This window comes from Polyangium fumosum, assembly GCF_005144585.1.
GTDB lineage: Bacteria > Myxococcota_A > Polyangia > Polyangiales > Polyangiaceae > Polyangium > Polyangium fumosum.
Genome location: NZ_SSMQ01000055.1, coordinates 44,035 through 59,171 on the forward strand (window position 1 = coordinate 44,035; position 15,137 = coordinate 59,171).

General features: G+C 68.5%; 13 protein-coding genes. 5 read left to right on the forward strand and 8 right to left on the reverse strand.

Annotated elements, in window-relative coordinates; all coding sequences use genetic code 11:
* Positions 1-26 precede the first annotated feature (26 nt).
* From E8A74_RS37410 to E8A74_RS37420, 3 genes are all read right to left on the reverse strand, one after another.
* Positions 27-908 carry a PH domain-containing protein gene (locus tag E8A74_RS37410; RefSeq protein WP_136933882.1) on the reverse strand — a complete coding sequence of 294 codons (882 nt, stop codon included), beginning with the start codon at positions 906-908 and terminating at the stop codon, positions 27-29.
* Complete coding sequence (locus tag E8A74_RS37415) at positions 908-2,632, reverse strand: cytochrome C peroxidase (RefSeq protein WP_136933883.1); 1,725 nt, start codon at positions 2,630-2,632, stop codon at positions 908-910. Before E8A74_RS37415 ends, E8A74_RS37410 begins: the two co-directional genes overlap by 1 nt.
* 787 nt (positions 2,633-3,419) lie before the next feature.
* The gene (locus E8A74_RS37420) at positions 3,420-4,067 is read right to left on the reverse strand and encodes a hypothetical protein (RefSeq protein WP_136933884.1); all 648 of its coding nucleotides are present in this window, start codon (positions 4,065-4,067) and stop codon (positions 3,420-3,422) included.
* A 65-nt stretch (positions 4,068-4,132) separates the two neighbouring features.
* On the opposite strand from E8A74_RS37420, the gene E8A74_RS37425 reads away from it, so the two are divergent.
* Both E8A74_RS37425 and E8A74_RS37430 read left to right on the forward strand, forming a co-directional pair.
* A complete protein-coding gene (locus E8A74_RS37425) occupies positions 4,133-5,287 on the forward strand; it encodes a fatty acid desaturase family protein (protein WP_136933885.1) in 1,155 nt (384 codons plus the stop codon).
* A gap of 39 nt (positions 5,288-5,326) precedes the next feature.
* Positions 5,327-5,701, forward strand: coding sequence for a hypothetical protein (locus E8A74_RS37430; protein ID WP_136933886.1), 375 nt, complete (start codon positions 5,327-5,329; stop codon positions 5,699-5,701).
* A gap of 9 nt (positions 5,702-5,710) precedes the next feature.
* Here the strand turns inward: E8A74_RS37430 and E8A74_RS37435 are convergent, their stop codons facing one another.
* Positions 5,711-6,418 carry an enoyl-CoA hydratase/isomerase family protein gene (locus E8A74_RS37435; RefSeq protein ID WP_136933887.1) on the reverse strand — a complete coding sequence of 236 codons (708 nt, stop codon included), beginning with the start codon at positions 6,416-6,418 and terminating at the stop codon, positions 5,711-5,713.
* The gene (locus E8A74_RS37440) at positions 6,415-7,152 is read right to left on the reverse strand and encodes a hypothetical protein (protein ID WP_136933888.1); all 738 of its coding nucleotides are present in this window, start codon (positions 7,150-7,152) and stop codon (positions 6,415-6,417) included. The genes E8A74_RS37435 and E8A74_RS37440 overlap by 4 nt, the downstream gene beginning before the upstream one ends.
* Positions 7,153-7,267: 115 nt before the next feature.
* On the opposite strand from E8A74_RS37440, the gene E8A74_RS37445 reads away from it, so the two are divergent.
* Positions 7,268-9,223, forward strand: a complete 1,956-nt coding sequence (locus tag E8A74_RS37445) for a TolB-like translocation protein (protein ID WP_136933889.1) — start codon at positions 7,268-7,270, stop codon at positions 9,221-9,223.
* 3 nt (positions 9,224-9,226) lie between these two features.
* Here the strand turns inward: E8A74_RS37445 and E8A74_RS37450 are convergent, their stop codons facing one another.
* Together E8A74_RS37450 and E8A74_RS37455 are read right to left on the reverse strand one after the other, a co-directional pair.
* A complete protein-coding gene (locus E8A74_RS37450; RefSeq protein WP_136933890.1) occupies positions 9,227-10,513 on the reverse strand; it encodes an FAD-dependent oxidoreductase in 1,287 nt (428 codons plus the stop codon).
* A 13-nt stretch (positions 10,514-10,526) separates the two neighbouring features.
* Positions 10,527-11,087, reverse strand: coding sequence for a 3'-5' exonuclease (locus tag E8A74_RS37455; protein WP_136933891.1), 561 nt, complete (start codon positions 11,085-11,087; stop codon positions 10,527-10,529).
* A 249-nt stretch (positions 11,088-11,336) separates the two neighbouring features.
* Between E8A74_RS37455 and E8A74_RS37460 the strand changes: the two genes are divergently transcribed.
* Positions 11,337-12,623, forward strand: a complete 1,287-nt coding sequence (locus tag E8A74_RS37460; protein WP_136933892.1) for a hypothetical protein — start codon at positions 11,337-11,339, stop codon at positions 12,621-12,623.
* Between the two features lie 28 nt (positions 12,624-12,651).
* Positions 12,652-13,143, forward strand: coding sequence for an LEA/WHy family protein (locus E8A74_RS37465; protein ID WP_136933893.1), 492 nt, complete (start codon positions 12,652-12,654; stop codon positions 13,141-13,143).
* 1 nt (position 13,144) lies between these two features.
* Here E8A74_RS37465 and E8A74_RS37470 read toward each other — a convergent pair whose 3' ends face one another.
* Positions 13,145-15,076 carry a cation:proton antiporter gene (locus E8A74_RS37470; protein ID WP_136933894.1) on the reverse strand — a complete coding sequence of 644 codons (1,932 nt, stop codon included), beginning with the start codon at positions 15,074-15,076 and terminating at the stop codon, positions 13,145-13,147.
* Positions 15,077-15,137 lie beyond the last annotated feature (61 nt).

A 15,137-nucleotide genomic window follows, 5' to 3' on the forward strand; every position in this document is an offset into this window, starting at 1 on the left:
TCACGGCCCATGCGTCGATTGAAAGCCTACAAAGGCAGGATGTTCGCGGCGCGTATAGCCAGGACGATCGTGGGCTCGTCCTCGCCGAGGGCGAAGCTCGTCTCGATGCGGAGCTCGACGTCGGCGATCGGGAGCGGTCGCGGGACAACCCGGTTCCACGCGCGGATGCTGCCCGCCTCGATACCCGCCCGCAAGCTGCCGGAGGTGCCAGGGCCGAGGGGCAGCTCGAGATGCTCCATGAGATACGTCCAGTATCGAAATCCGCCGGTGGCGCTGGAGCTCATGGCCGTGGGGATGACGACGTGGAGGGTCTCGCTCTGCGCAGGTGAGCAGGTCGCGCAACGGGTGCGATAGGCATACGCGAGCCCGCCCGCGAGGGGTTTTACGGTTGTCTGATACTGCCGGAGGGCGAGGCCTTTGCAGGTCTTTCCATCGAGCCAGGTCTCGACGACCGTGTAGCGCGGCCCCTCCAGGCGCGACGCTTCGAGCAGATACGTGTCGACGCCCCGCGGCCCGCCCATGTCGGGCCCGCACGCCATGGCGATCGGGGAAGCGTCGTCCGATTGGAGATATCGGAGCCACTGGTTCGATTGGTGGCTGTCGGGATGATAGAGGTTCCGGAGCCGCACCACGGCGGCATGGCCCTTTTCGTTGGTCAGGCGCGGCCGGGGCAAACCACTCCAGTCGGCTGCGGGGCGTGAGCGCTCGACGTCAGGCAGCGGGCTGGGGTCGCCAAAGGTGTCGTAATGCTTGGTTTCCCAGACGACCGCGGACTCGGCTTCGAGGCTCGGGATCTCGGCGAGGCGGATGTCCTGGAATCGATAAGGCTCCTCGGCCCGCGCCGGGGTCACGGCTGTGCCGATGGCAAACGCGAGGGCGAGGGCCGGAAACACGGAGCTTCGTTTCATCACAGATCCTCCAGGTACGCCTCGAGCGCACGAAGCCCGTCCTGCGAGAGCGAACCGGTATGTCCCATGGTGCCGTCCACGCCGCGCAGGAGGTCGCCAAGCGTGGCATAACGACCGTCGTGGAAATAAGGCGCCGTTCCCCCGACGAACCGGAGCGAGGGCGTATCAAAAGGAATGCGGAAAGGCGAGCGCGCGACGTCGTACGCGGCGCGGTCGGTGCCGCCGCCCGGGTGACAGGTGGCGCAGCCCTGCTGCGGATCGTCGAAGAGTTCGCGCCCGCGGGTTACGAGCGCGCGACGGGCCTCATTGGGCTCGGCGCGCACGGGCGCGGGCATGACCTTCAAATAAGCGATGAGCGCGTCGAGATCGGCAAAATCGGCTCCGCTAAAGACGCCCCGCCCCGCGAGGCGCTTCATCGTGCGACCGACGTGGTGACGGAGCGTGGTCGTCTCGCCCCGCCACCCAAACGGCGCGCCCTCGTTCATGCGCCCCGCGAGCATGATCGTCTGGTGCCGTCCCTCGGGCGTTTGCCAGGTAATGCCGTCCTCGCGCCCGTCGATATGGCAGCTCGCGCAGGCACGGCCGTCGCCCGAAATGCGCGGATCGTTCGTCGCGTGAAACAGGATCCGGCCGCGCGCCTCCACGGCAGTGAGGCCGGGAGGGAGATCCTTCGAGACGACGACTTCGACCACCGGCTTGGTGGAGGCGCCTTCGTGAAGGTCGAGCACGCTCACGGCGGCGGCGAACTGGGACCAGACGACGGCGCGCTCGCGCCCAGGCTCGGCCGCGACGCCCATGGGCCCGGCGGGGACACGGAATCGGCGACGCTCGAAATGCATGGGGTCGCGCGCGCGGGCGTCGAGCTCGAGGACGGCGTCGACGCCGAGGCAGCCGAGGAGGAGGCGATCACCGACGAGCGCGGCGGTGCGCGGCAAGGTGCAGGCTTTTTCAGGGCCGCCGACGTCGTCGAGGCCACCGAGGACCGAGAGGTCTCGACCAAGCAGGGATTCGCTCGTGGTATCGACGACGGCGACGAGGGGCGCGGCGGCAAGGAATCGCGAGCCATACGTCTCGGTGGAGATGCTGCCCGCGTCCTCGTCGACGCTCACCATCGGCGCGAGCAATCGCGTGACGCGCTCGGGGTTCGTCCCGACGAGCGCGGTCAGGACGAATCCCTGGCCGGTGCGGCGGGAGGCGGTTTCGCCATTGTGGCGACGGAGATCAACGGACCGCAGGACGTGGAGCGGATCCTCGAGGTCCACGATCGAGATCTGGTCGCCGATGGCGTGGGAGACGAAGGCGCGGCGGCCCGAGGGCTCGACGTAAATGGCGCGGGGCTCGCGCGGCAAAGGCACGGCATAACGGACGTCGAGGGTGTCGACGACGAATGCGGTGAGCGTACGGCCCCAGCCGCTCGCCACGAACATCGTCGCCTCGTTCGGGGTGACGAAGAGGCCCGTGGGCTCGCTCGGCGTCGGGGCTTCGCAGAGCGGCGCGAGCTTCTCCTCGGGCGCGGGTGCGGGTTCGAGGAGGGCGGCACGATTGGAATCGCGGAGCGAAACGGCGACCCGGCCGTCCGCGAGTACGACGAGCTGCGAGGGCGCGCCTGCGAGGGGCGTCGTCGCGAGGAGGGACCGGCCGTCGATATCGACCGTATGAAGGGCGTGCCGATCGGCGTCCGCGACGTAGGCGATCGTCCGATCGGCCTGTCTTACCAGGGCCACGGTACTGCCTTGACGGACTGGTGATTCAGGGCGGGGAATGGAATGGGTGTGGCGCCGCGTGCACGCGTTTGTCGGCCGAGGTGCGCCATTCCGAGCGGGAGACGTGAGCGCAGCCCCGGGCGTTTGCGCCTCGTCTGTACCAGAGGTCCGTGCGGTCTTCGGCGCAGCAGCGGGCGGGGCGCTCGTGCACGCGCCGGCGAGCGCGGCCACGAGAGGTGCAGCCCATGCGAGGCGGGAGCGGAGCGACATGGCGGAGGGCCTGTACGCCCGCCCCGCCCCTCACATTCCTGCTCTACCTGCAGAAACGTGTGCGGCAGTCACGGTCGCACTTCGTGGTACACTCGCGATACCGGGGCCCCTGGACGCAACGACGGGTGCAATTCGTGTTGCAGGACGTGAATTCACGCCCGCAGCGAGCTGCAACTACCACCGTGGCGCTCTCCGCCAGCGGCTGGGCCGCCGTCGATTCGCTCGGAGCGCCCACCGGCGCGGGCGCGGCCTGGGCCGAGACGGCACTTCCCAGAAGAAGCCCGAATCCGCGACAACCTGAACGTTCAAATTCCTCTTCATACGTCCCCCTCCAGACACACGAACCTCGGATTCCCCGAATCCATGCATTCGCCGAGAGCCCTTGGATCGCATCCAAGGAAGACATAAAGGCGCCTTTCCCCGAATGCCAAGTGTCAGATGCATCGAGCGCAGCCGTCGGAGTCCACGAAGGAGATCCCGTAGGCCCACACCCGACGCCCGCATTCCCGCCCGCGGACGCGCCGTTCGTTCCGCAATCTCACCCCTTTCGGGGGTACCGGATGAACACGAGGTGGTTATGCCCGTCGGTGCCTCGGGAGCTCGGGAGCTTCACCTGCTTGCCGCGGAGTAGATCCTCGAAATCGGCGGCGGTGATCGTCACCGAATGCACGTGCCCCGCGAGGCCCTGGATGTCGTAGGTCCGCTCCACCTTCGCCTTGACGTGGGCGTCCGGGATGACGAACTCGTGCTCGTCCTTGCCGGCGACCTCGATTTCGCAGGCATTCACGCGCTCGGGCGGGTCCACCGCCGGGGCGCATTCGAGGAAGAGCCTGTGGATGTGCCCGCCCTCCCGGCTCGACGCGAGGCGCACGATTTGCCCCGCGCCGATCCTCTTGAAATCGGCGGCGGTGACCGTGACCGTATGCGGGTGGCCGGACGTCCCTGTGAGGTCATACGTCTTGTCGACACCCGCCAGCACGTCGGCGGCGACGATCGTGAAGGCGTGCCCGTGATTTCGCCCGATCCTCGCGACGAGACGCTCGCAAACGGCCGCTTTCTCGGGCGCCTTCTCGGGTGGCAGCGTCTCCCAGTTGCCGTGCCCGTCACAAGCCCGCGCTTCTCCCGAAAACGAAAGTGGGGACACCGCGAGCGCCGCGCCGACCTTCAGGACGCCTCTCCGCTTCATCGCCGCGCGAGCTTACGGCGCTTCCCGTCCGATGGGAAGGGTGCTAAAGCGAGCCGCCCGACGCCATGCAAAAGCCCCTTCCTTTCGACCTCTCCAAGATCGACCTCGAAGCATTCCACGCAGACATCAAGGCCTTGCGGCGCGAAATCGACGACGCGCTCGGGGAGGACGATCTGCGGCACCTCTACAAGTTCGAACGCTGGGGGCGCGCCTGCACCGCGCTCGGCTTGCTCACCGCGGGACTCGCGCCGAACCCCGCGAGCGCATTGCTGCTCAGCCTCGGTCGATCGACGCGATGGATCCTCATGCACCACATCGGTCATCGTGGTTACGACAAGGTGCCGGGCGTGCCGTCGCAGTACACGAGCAAGGTCTTCGCCCGCGGAAAGCGGCGATTTCTTGACTGGTCCGATTGGATTCTGCCGGAAGCGTGGATTTACGAGCACAACGTTCTGCACCACTCCTACACCGGTGAGCTCGACGATCGGGACCTCGTCGAGCGCAACACCGAGGGGCTGCGCGAACATTCCATGCCGGTCCGTTACGGGCTCCTCGGTGCCCTCGCGCTCACCTGGCGGGCTTCGTATTATGCGCCGAGCACGCTCGAGGTCTATCGCGCGCGCCACGCCGAGCGGGACGGCGTGGCCCCCTCGAAGGAGGGCGAGACGCAGGAGCTCTGGCTCAAGTGCTACCTGCCTTATGCCGGCATCCATTTCGGGCTCCTCCCGCTCTGTTATCTCCCGCTCGGCCCCTGGGGCGTCTTCAGCGCGTTCTGCAATTCGCTGATGGCCGAGGCGATCACGAACCTGCACACGTTCTGCGTCATCGTCCCGAACCACACGGGCGACGACCTCTATCGCTTCGACGACCGCCCGGCCTCGCGCGCGGAGTTTTTCGTGCGGCAGGTGATCGGCTCGACGAATTTCCAGACGGGCGGCGACCTCGTTGATTACGCGCACCTCTGGCTCAATTACCAGATCGAGCACCACCTCTTCCCCGACATCCCGATGCTGAAATACCGGCAGGTGCAGCCGAAGGTGAAGGCGCTCTGCGAGAAGTACGGGATCCCCTACGTGCAGGAGAGCGTCTTTTCGCGGGTGAAGAAGATGGTCGACATCGCGGTGGGAAAGACGTCGATGCTGCGCGGCGTGAAGCGCGCCGAGGCGGAGAAGCCCGTCCGGCAGGCGTCCGTCCCCGCGGCGGCGATGCCCGCGGTCTGACGACACCCAAAGCCGCCGGGGCTTCCGTGTCCATGCGGCATGAAACGTTCCCGGATCCTCGCCTCGTTCTCGATCGCCCTCGCCGTCGGTTGCGCCTCCCAGGCCCCGGAGCCCCCGGCCGCTCCGCATACCGGACAAACCTTCGCCGACGCCGTCAAGCTCATGTGCGAGGTCGATCAACGCGCCGGGCTCACGGCGGAGGAGGATCCCCTCGCGATCGGGCAACAGCGGACGACGTGGCTCGCCGATCACATCGAGAATCCCGACGGAATCGAATTTCGTACGCTCGTCAGCGTGAAGGGCCCGGAGGAGCAGGCGCAGATGATCCGCGCGAAAGCGAAGGAGATCGGGCTGGAGAAATGCGCCCTCGCCGATTCGATCGAGGCGACCTCGGCAGGCGGGCTGTCTCCTTGAAATGCGCGCTCAGCGCTTGAGCGCGGACAGGACCTTCATGCGCACGACGTCGGAGGTCCAGGAGGCGAGCCTCTCGTCGACAGCGCGGGCGTGATCGGCCTCGGGGTAGAGGTCGTCCGCCGTGCCGCGCAGGTCTCGCTTGGTCTGCGCATATACCTCCGCGGGATGCTTCGCGAGCGCCGCATGGCGAGCGAGGCCGACCTCGTACGGGTCGTCGGCGACCTCGTCGACGAGACCGAGGCGCCGGGCCTTCTCGGGATCGAAGAGGCCCGCGCCGAGGAGAACTTCGTCGATGTGCTGGGGCGGGAGGCGACGCCGCAGGATCGAAAGGATGCGCGGCGGCAATCGAAGGCCGAGCGCGGTCTCGTTGAGGCCGATCTTCGCGGTCGGCTTGCTCGTCGCGATACGCACGTCGCAACAAGCGACGAGCACCGAGCCGCCCGCAATCGCGTGACCGTTGACGACGGCGATCGTCGGCCCCGGGTACAAATACAGCGTCGTCATGCATTGCTCGAGCAGGCGCAGGAAGGCGACCATGCCGCCTGTGTCGAGCGAGAGGACCTCCTTCAAATCGAGCCCCGCGGAGAACGCGTCGCCCTCGCCCGTGAGGAGGACGGGCGCGCCCGCGGCCTTGTCGAGGCCTTCGAGGACGTGGCGCATCATGACGCTCGAAAGCGCATTTTTCCCTGGTCCCGACAGCTTGAGGATCTCGGTCATCGTGTCTTCCTTTGCGAGGGCCGCGTCGTGTTCCCCTTGCCGGCCTTTGCGCGTGACGCTTTCTTCGTCCCGTCGTTCTTCTTCGCCGCGACCGTCTTCACGCTGAGCTCCGGGCGCGACGGCCGCGCCGCGCGCGTGGGCTCCGCGCCGTGATCCGGCGATGAAGGACGCGTGGCTTTCGGCTTCGGCGCGGGTTTCGGCGGCGCCGGCTTGGGCGGCGGCGCGAGCTTCGCGACGAGTCCCTTGTAGTAATCGATGACGATCCGCGTCTTTTCGCCCGGCTCGCAGAAGCGCCCGCGCTCGGGATCGCCATACCCCTGGTACCCCGAGAGCCAACGCTCGGTCTTCGCGCTGCCGGTCTTGGCCTTGCAGAACTCCATGTTGGCCGCGATGATCCCGCCCATGCGGCGGAGGTTCGTCGCGCCGTCGAGCAGCGAGTCTTTCACGCGCTGGCAGGCCTCGCTCGGCGCGTTCACCGGATCGGCGTCCTCGCGGCAGGCGCCCGCGAATCGGGCGCGCACCTGCCCGAGGCCGTAATCCTCCCCGTCCGCCGAGACGAGCGAGGGCCGCCACTGCGTCTCGAAATGCACGATCGCCACGGCGACGAGCGGGTCGAAGCCACGCGCCGCCGCGACCTCGGCGAGGACACGGGCATAACGGTCCGCCTCGTCCTTCGGCATCCCCGGCCTCGAAAGGAGCATACCTGCGACGAGGACGGCGATGGGTCGAATCAAGGCTCTTCCTTCCGCTGTGACAGGGTCCTGAGGTGATTGGCACACGCGCGGAGGAAGGGCCAAGAACGTTGCAACGCTCTCCCCGCGTGCCCTGGATCTCGTGTATCCTCGCTGCATGCGACTTCGCCCTCGACACGCTTTTTTCTTCGCCCTCGGCCTCGCCGTCCTCGGCGCGGCCGCCTCCGCTTGCTCCGATACGCAGGGGACCGGCACCGGACCCGGCGGCGCGAACGAAGACGCGGGGGCAGACGCGCCCGCGGCCGTCACGCTCCGCATCGATCCGCCCGAGACCACCCTCACGCTCGACCTCTCGGGCACGGCCCCCGCCCTCCCGCACCGCGCCTATGCAAAACGCGAAGGCGAGGACGAGGTCGATGTCACGAGCGAAGTCGAATGGTTCGTGGGAAACCCCGCGCTTGCCGATGTCGTCGGCGGCAACGTCTCGGTGAAAGGGCTCGGCGGCAAATCGAAGGTCTTCGCGACGTACGACGGCGTGACGGCCGAGGCGTCGCTCACGCTGACGCTCCGCGGCGACGTCTTCCTCCCGGGCACGGACGCCTCGACGAAGGCCTCGTTCGACGCTGCCACGGCCGATCCGGATCCGTCCAAGGCCCCGGCCCTCGAATACCCCGAGGACGGCGTCGTGCTGCCGGCGAACCTGCCGCCCATCGAGGCGCAATGGACGCCGGGCGCCGATAGCAACGTCTATCGCGTCCGCATCACGAGCCCCGACATCCTCGACATCACGTTGTTCACGACCGGGCGGGAACTCGCATTCCCCGCCGACGTGTGGACGAAGGTCGCGCAGTCGAGCCCGGACGTGGCCGTGAGCCTCTCGGTCGACGGGCTCGGGCCGAATGCCATGGTCCGCGCGGGCAGCCCGCGTTCGCTCACCGTCGCCTCCGACGGGATCGACGAGAGCGCCATTTACGTGTGGCAATCGTCGACGGGCAGCTTCCGCGTGCTCGACATCATCAAGGGCACGGACGTGCCGCTGCCGACGAACAGCCCCGCGCTCTCGTCCGGGCAGCCCTGCTCCGGCTGCCATCGCATCTCACGCGACGGCAAGCGCTTCGCCTACAGCTTCGACGGCGGCAACTTCAATTTCGGCGCGCTCGCCTATGACGATGCACAGAAGCTTTATGCCTCCACCATCTCGCCGAGCCCCGCCGTCCGCGGGACGTACGCCGCGTTCAATCCGCTCGAAGACAATACGCGGCCCGCGATGATCTACACGTCGCCGGACAACGTCCCGCAAAACACGCCGGGCACGGTACGCCTCCTGCTCGTCGATCCCGATACGAACCAGCCCATCGCGAACAACCTCGTCGAGGCGATCGGGGAGCTTCCGACGGCCGTGGGCCACGCGACCCTGATGCCGGACTGGTCGCCGGGCGGTGATTTCGTCGTGTTCACCGCGTACGACAACAACTCCAATTACGTGCGGCTCCTCGGCGACGACACGGTGCTCGGCTCGATCGTCGAGATGTCCGTGAAATACATGGCCGATGGTTCGTTCCAGTTCGGCACGCCCAAGGTGCTCGTGGCCGCGCCCCCGGCCGCGGGGACGAACCCGGATACGGGCGAGAACAACGTGCTGCCGAGCATTTCGCCCGACGGCACGGCGATCTCGTTCACGCGGGCCGACGGGTGGTGGTCGATCAAAACGCAACAATCGCTGATCAACCTCTCGGGCCGCATCGCGGTCGTGCGGCGGAGCGACGGGACCGTGCTCGAGCTCGGCCGGGGCGCGCCGAACGGCCCGGAGAAGGTCTGGAGCAGCACGTGGTCGCAATGGGCGCCCTCGGTCGGGAAGAAATGGGTCTGGCTCGCCTACGCGTCGGAGCGGCCGTACGGGCACAAGTTGACCCCGCAGAACACCCCCGCGTGCGGGCTCGTCCAGGGGCAGAGGCAATGCAAGCAGCTCTGGATCACCGCGCTCGATCGGGAAAAGCTTGCGGCGGGGACACAGGACCCGAGCCAGCCAGCGTTCTGGATCCCCGGCCAGAGCATCACGGCGCAATACGTCAGCCCGCAGTGGACGGTGGCCGTGATCGACGCGCCGAAGTGATCGTCAGGCGGCGGGGCCGAGCCGAGGGACGGGATCGGGCGCCGGCAAGAGGACCGGCGCGTCGATCCCGATTCCTTGGGCGATCCCGCACATGCTGCGCACCATCAGGCGGCGCAGGAAGGGCAAGGCCGTGGCGAGGGGAAACCCGAGGTCGCGCAGCCAGCCGAGCGGCGCGAGGTCACTCTGGAAAAACGGGGTGAGCCAGCGCGTGACGAACTGGTAATAATCGAGGTGGGAGCGGCGGGCGCGCGAATACGCGTCGAGCGCGATGGGCAAGGACTCGTGCGCCGCGAGCGCCTCCGCGAGGACCATCGCATCCCATAACGCGAGGTTCGCCCCCTGGCCGAGCTGCGGGCTCATCGCGTGCGCCGCGTCGCCGAGGTAGACGACGCGATCGTCGTTCCACGGATACATCGAGACGTCGTGATAACGCGCGAAGAGGACCTCGTCGGCGGAGTCGATCTGATCGAGCACCGGCGCGGCGGACGGCGCGAGCGCGCGTACCTCGCTTTTCCACGCGTCGAGCCCGGCTTCACGCCAGGCGTCGAGGCCCGCGACGGGAAGGCTATAAAAGAGGCTGACCTTGTCCGTGGCCGGTCCTTCCCCCGGGCCGAACCCCGTCGGCAAGAGGCCCACCATGTGCTCGGTCCCGCGCACGACCTGCGCGAGCGCGCCCCGGAACGCGCCACCGGGATCCTCCCCGACAAACCACAACGCGCCCCACGGATAGGGGCGAATGCGCTTGCCTATCGTGGTGTCGTCGCGGAGCTGCGAGCGCGCCCCGTCGGCGACGACGCACACGGCGTGTGGCCCGAGGCGCTCCCCCTCGGGCGTGACGAAATACAAGCCGCGGCCTCTTCCTGCATTCTCCAGGTTCTCGACGCTCACACCGAGCCGCAAGTCCACGTTCGCCGCGCGCACGGCGCGAAAGAGGTGCTCGAAGAGGACGCCGCGGTGGAGGCCATACCCGACGTGATCACCGGGGATGTCGCCATAACGAAGGTCGAAGAGCTGCCTTCCACCGGCGGTGCGGCAGATCATGCGGGTGATGGGCGTGCAGCGGGCGAGCACGGCCTCCCGCAGGCCGAGCACGCCGAGGACGGCTTGCCCCGTGGGCTGGAGCATGACGCCCGCGCCGACGGGGCCCGGGTCGGGCACGCGCTCGTAGACCGTGACCCGATGCCCCGCCCGCGAGAGAAAAAGGGCCGCGGCGCTCCCCGCGGTGCCGCAGCCGATGATGCCGACGTCGATGGGTTTCATGCGCCCGCGCAGCGCGGAAGAGAATGCCATGCCGCGGCGCGTGTCAAGCGCGTTCTTTTCCTCCGCCGAGCACGTACGGCAGGATCCGCGCGATGTTTCGCGCGTCGTCGATGCCGCGGTGGTGCGTGCCCTGAAACGAGAGGCCGAGCTTGCGGAGCGCCTGGCCGACGCCGATCTCGCGGCCGTCGTTGTGCTTCCGCGCGAAGGCCGCCTTGAGATTCCAGTGGTCCTTGCCGAGCGGGAGGCGAATGCCGTGGCGTCGCGCGTCGCGCTCGAACTGATTGCGATCGTAGTTGCCCCACGAGCAGAAGAGCGCGGCGTCGCGGCCGAGGAAGTCGCGGAGTTTTCCCATGGCCGCGGGGAAGCGGGGCGCGGCGTCGACGTCGGCCTGCGTGATGGTCGTGAGCTTCGTGCAGAACGGCGTGAGGCGCGGGTGGCGGATCGGTCGCACGAACGTCTGCATTTCGCGCACGGTCTTCAAGGTCTCGGCCTCGACGAGCACGGCGCCGATCTCGATGATCTCGGTCTCCTCGCGCGGGATCGATCCGTCCTCGGAGCACGTCGCTTCGAGGTCGATGACGAGGTAATGGCTGGGGGAAGGCATCGGTGTCTCCTGTTCTCTTTTTGCGCAGTTTGACGGAGACCCCTGCGGATGCGCCCGGACACGATCCCGGACATCGGGTACGCTGCCCGGGAGGGGGCCGGCCCAATCCACCCCGGCGCCCCGGGTCCGACGCATCATGAAACGCGACCTCGCTCCCGCTCTCCTCGCCCTCTGGGGCGTCGCCCTCGCGTGCCTCGCCGTGCTCGACGCCGCCGATTACGAGGCGCTCTTGATCTCTTTCCAGTGGCGATGATGAATCACCTGGAGAACGTCCTGTCCCTGCGCCACGCGACGCCATTCGGCCCGATCGCGCTCGGTGCGTTCTCCGTCGCGGGGATCAGCGCGCTCGCGCTCCTCGTTGCTGCGCTTTTTGCGTGGCGGCGTGGCGCCACGAGGGCCACGAGGGCGTTCGCGGCCCTCACCTTGGGGACGTTCGCGCTGGGCGCGTTTGCAGCGTCGCGTGTCATTGCGGGTGCGCACCGCGCGATCTTCCACCCCAATCCCGTCCCGCCCTTCGTGAAAGTCAACCTGGCGAGGTCGAGGGCCCTCGGGGACATGCTCGGGGCGTGGGACACGCTCGGCTGTGCGCTCGTGCTCGTCTGCGCGCTCTCGGGCGCGGCCCTTCTCCTCCTCGCGCGGCGCGCGGGCATACGGCGGACCTCCGCAACGGCGGCAGCGTTCGTCTGTGCGCTCGGCCTCGTGACGGGCGTGGGCATTCTTTACCATTTCGAGGAGGTGGCCCTCGCGTGCCACCCGCACAGGGATTTCGGCACGGCCGCGAAAACCGCGTGCCTCCATGGGGGGCTGGAGGACGCGCGAGGGTCGTCTTCGAACGTCCGCATGGGGCTCGTCGCGCTGGCGACGCTCGGCAGCGGTCTCCTCGTCGTGGTTTCGAGGCGAAAAACGACGGAACCAGACGCGCGTGACCCCGAGGCGGCGCTCGCAATCGGCGCCGCCGTCTTCGCGTTCGGGCTCGCGGCGTGGATCGGCGCGCGCGGAATGGCGTACGACGCGGCCCACCCCTTGGCCCCTCCCAGCGCCGCCGAAGGATCCTGTCCCGAAGGGATGACCCCTCCGGCCGCCTCGCTTCCGCCCGCAGGCCCGTGTGACGCGAGCAGCGACACGCCCTACGTGATCGACGTGGAAAGGCTCCATATCGACGGCGTGCGCGCGGCGGACGTCGCGGAGCTGACGAAGATCCTGCAAAACAAGCGCGAGCTTTCCCGGCAGATCCTGCAAAGGGATCCCGCGGATCCGCTTGTCATGATCGCGGCCCCGGCGGAGACGGCCATGGCCACGCTCTTGCCGGTCCTCGCAGCCGTGCAGAAGGGTTTCGGGGGAACGGTCGCGATCGTCGGCGTCCACCCCGAATTCCGCGTCTCGACGGCGACGCTCGGCGAAATCACACGCGAGCGGCGCTGCTGCAACACCCGTCTGCGCATCGCCCCGAACGGCGCCCCTCTTTCGACCTACGCGACCTGGGGCGACGTGGCGCGGGCTGCGAGCGAGGGAGCTTTTTTCCGCCTGGATCCGTGAACCTGATCTATCCTCGCCCCGGCAAACGATGACGAAGCTCCACAGCCGCCTGCTCCTCGTCACGGCCCTCGCCCTCAGCTCCGCGGGGTGCGCCACAGAAAAACCGACCTTGCGGCTGCATCATGCCGAGCTGCGCTCCGCGTCGCTGCGGGGGATCGGGCTCGACGTGTACATGACGGTCGACAACCCGAACTCGTTCGACATCGAGATCCGCAATGTACGGGTGACGGTGACCTTCGCGGAAAAGTACGCGCTGCCGTCGATCGATTACAGCCCGAACCAGTGGCTCGCCGCGGGCCAATCGACGATCGTGCGCGTGCCGGTGGCCATCCCCTTCACACTGGTGCCCGGCGTGGTCGACGAGGCGCGGAGGACGCCGACGTTGCGGTACACCGTGAAGGGGAGCGCGGATGTGACGGCGATCCGGGCGCTCGGGGTGGAGAGGGACAATTATCCGATCGACGAGGCGGGGGCGCTCGGGCGGGATGCGTTGCTGGCGGCGGCGGGGATTTCGCTTTGAGTCACCGCATCCGAAACGCATCCGCCAACGTACGCGCGTCGAGCCGCCCCTCGGCCGTGATGTAGGCGAGCTGCTTGCGGAGAGGATCCAGCGACGGATCGAGGTTGCACCGCGTCGCCTCGACGAGCGCCGCCACGACCTCGAAGCCCGCGGGCCGCTGGGCGTAGAGGCCGAGCACGTTGCGCGCGTGGTAATCGAGCATCGCCGCTTCCCACGTCGGGTCCAGGCCCGCCGCGCGCGCCTCCTCGCGTAATGCGGTGAGCGTCTCGCCCGCCTCGCGTTGCCCTTCCCATAGTCGGAAGGCCAAGCCGCGGAAGACACGATAGGCGCGGACGAACCGCTGCACGGTCGGAGAGGCGTTCGGCGGCGCTTCGAGGTCGAAATTCGTGGCCCAGGGCCTCAGGTGGTCGTGCGCGTGGAAAACCTCGTGCATCACCTCGACCTGATCGCGCGGGGACAACGTCGCCGTGGCCTCGATGGCGCGGAGACGTGTCTCGGGGAAAAGCACGAGCGCCCCGAGCGCATTCACGCGCCCCCAGCTCTCCCGCGGCGAGCGCAACGTGAGGTCGAGGACGACGTCGCCGCCGCCCTTCAAAAACAGGAGGACCCAGCTCCGGCCCGCATATTCGGTCTCGATGCGCTTGGCGATCCGCGCGCCTTCCTCGCTCGACCAGCGCATCGTGGCGAGCGCCTTTTCGCCCGCCTCCCGGGCCTGTTTGCCCGTGGCCACGGCCGCGTGCGCGAGGCGCCGCTCGCCCGCGAGGGTGAAATCGGTGCCGGCGACCTCGCCGAGCGCGGTGAGGCAAGCAAAACTCATGAGCCGATCGGCGTCGTCGGCCTGGGGGCTCTTCGCGAGGTCCAGGGCCACGCGCAAAAGGAACGCCTCGCGTTCGAGGCGCTGCGGCCGTGGCGTGGGAAAGGGTTCGAACGAGACGCTTTGCTCCACCTCGATCGTCGGCGGGCTGAGCGAGGCCATGCGGAGGAAATAAGCGCAATGGCGCGCGCCCTCGGCGGCGAAGCTCGGGTCTTCGAGGACGTCGCCCGCCTCGCCCGGTTGTTTCACGGCGCGCACGGCATAAAGCGGGAGCGTGCCGGGGTAGGCGTCCGCATTCGGCGGGAACCCGGCGGCGAGGGAGGGGCGTGAGGGGGCCGCGTCCGTGGGCTCGGCCGAGGCCGGGGGGGCCGCCTCTTTGCCGGCTCCGCCGCCCCCGCCGGGAGCGGTAGGAATCGGCGGGGCGAGGCCGTGCACGCGGGCGTAGACCTCGACGAGCTCGTCGGGCGCGATTCGGCTGCCGCCCGGGGCCGCGGGCGTGCCGGCCATGAGGTCGTGCTCCTCTTTGCCACGGATTGCAATGGGCGCGAGGTGCGCGACGCCGTCAGTCATGGGCTTTCCATAAAACCGCAAGGCGACCTCGGCGGGCCTGCCGACGTCGAATACGGACGCGACGACGAGCTGCGCGACCTGCTCGCAGGACCCGCCGCCGTCGAGGAGCGCATCGGCCATGCGGCCGCCGGGTTGCCCGTAATATTTGATGTCCTCGTAGGCCCAGGGCACGGCGAGCGTGACGGGGTCGCCCTCGCGGAGGGCTTCACGCAACCGGGAGAGGCGATCTTCGTATCGGACGAGGGCCTCGGCCATGTCGAGCTCCTCGCCGGCTTCCTCGGCGTCGATGCGATTGGCTTCGAGGAGAAACCGGCCGAGCGCGAGGCGGCCTTTTTTGCGGTCGATGCGCGCGGCCTCGACGAGCGCCCGGCGGGCCTCACGCGTGCGCTCTTGCCGCGCGAGGGCCTCGGCGGTGGAGGTGATCGGCGAGGTCACAGACGACGCGGCGATCGCCCGGGGCGCCTCCCGCATGCGCGGGGCGCCGAAGCCGAGGAAGAGGCCGTGGCCGAGGACCGAGAGGATCACGGTGGCCAAGGCGCGGCGGGACATCCGACGGGTAGAGTAGCCGGACGGGGTGGGAAGTTCCCAGCGACCCTCCCCCACCCCCCTC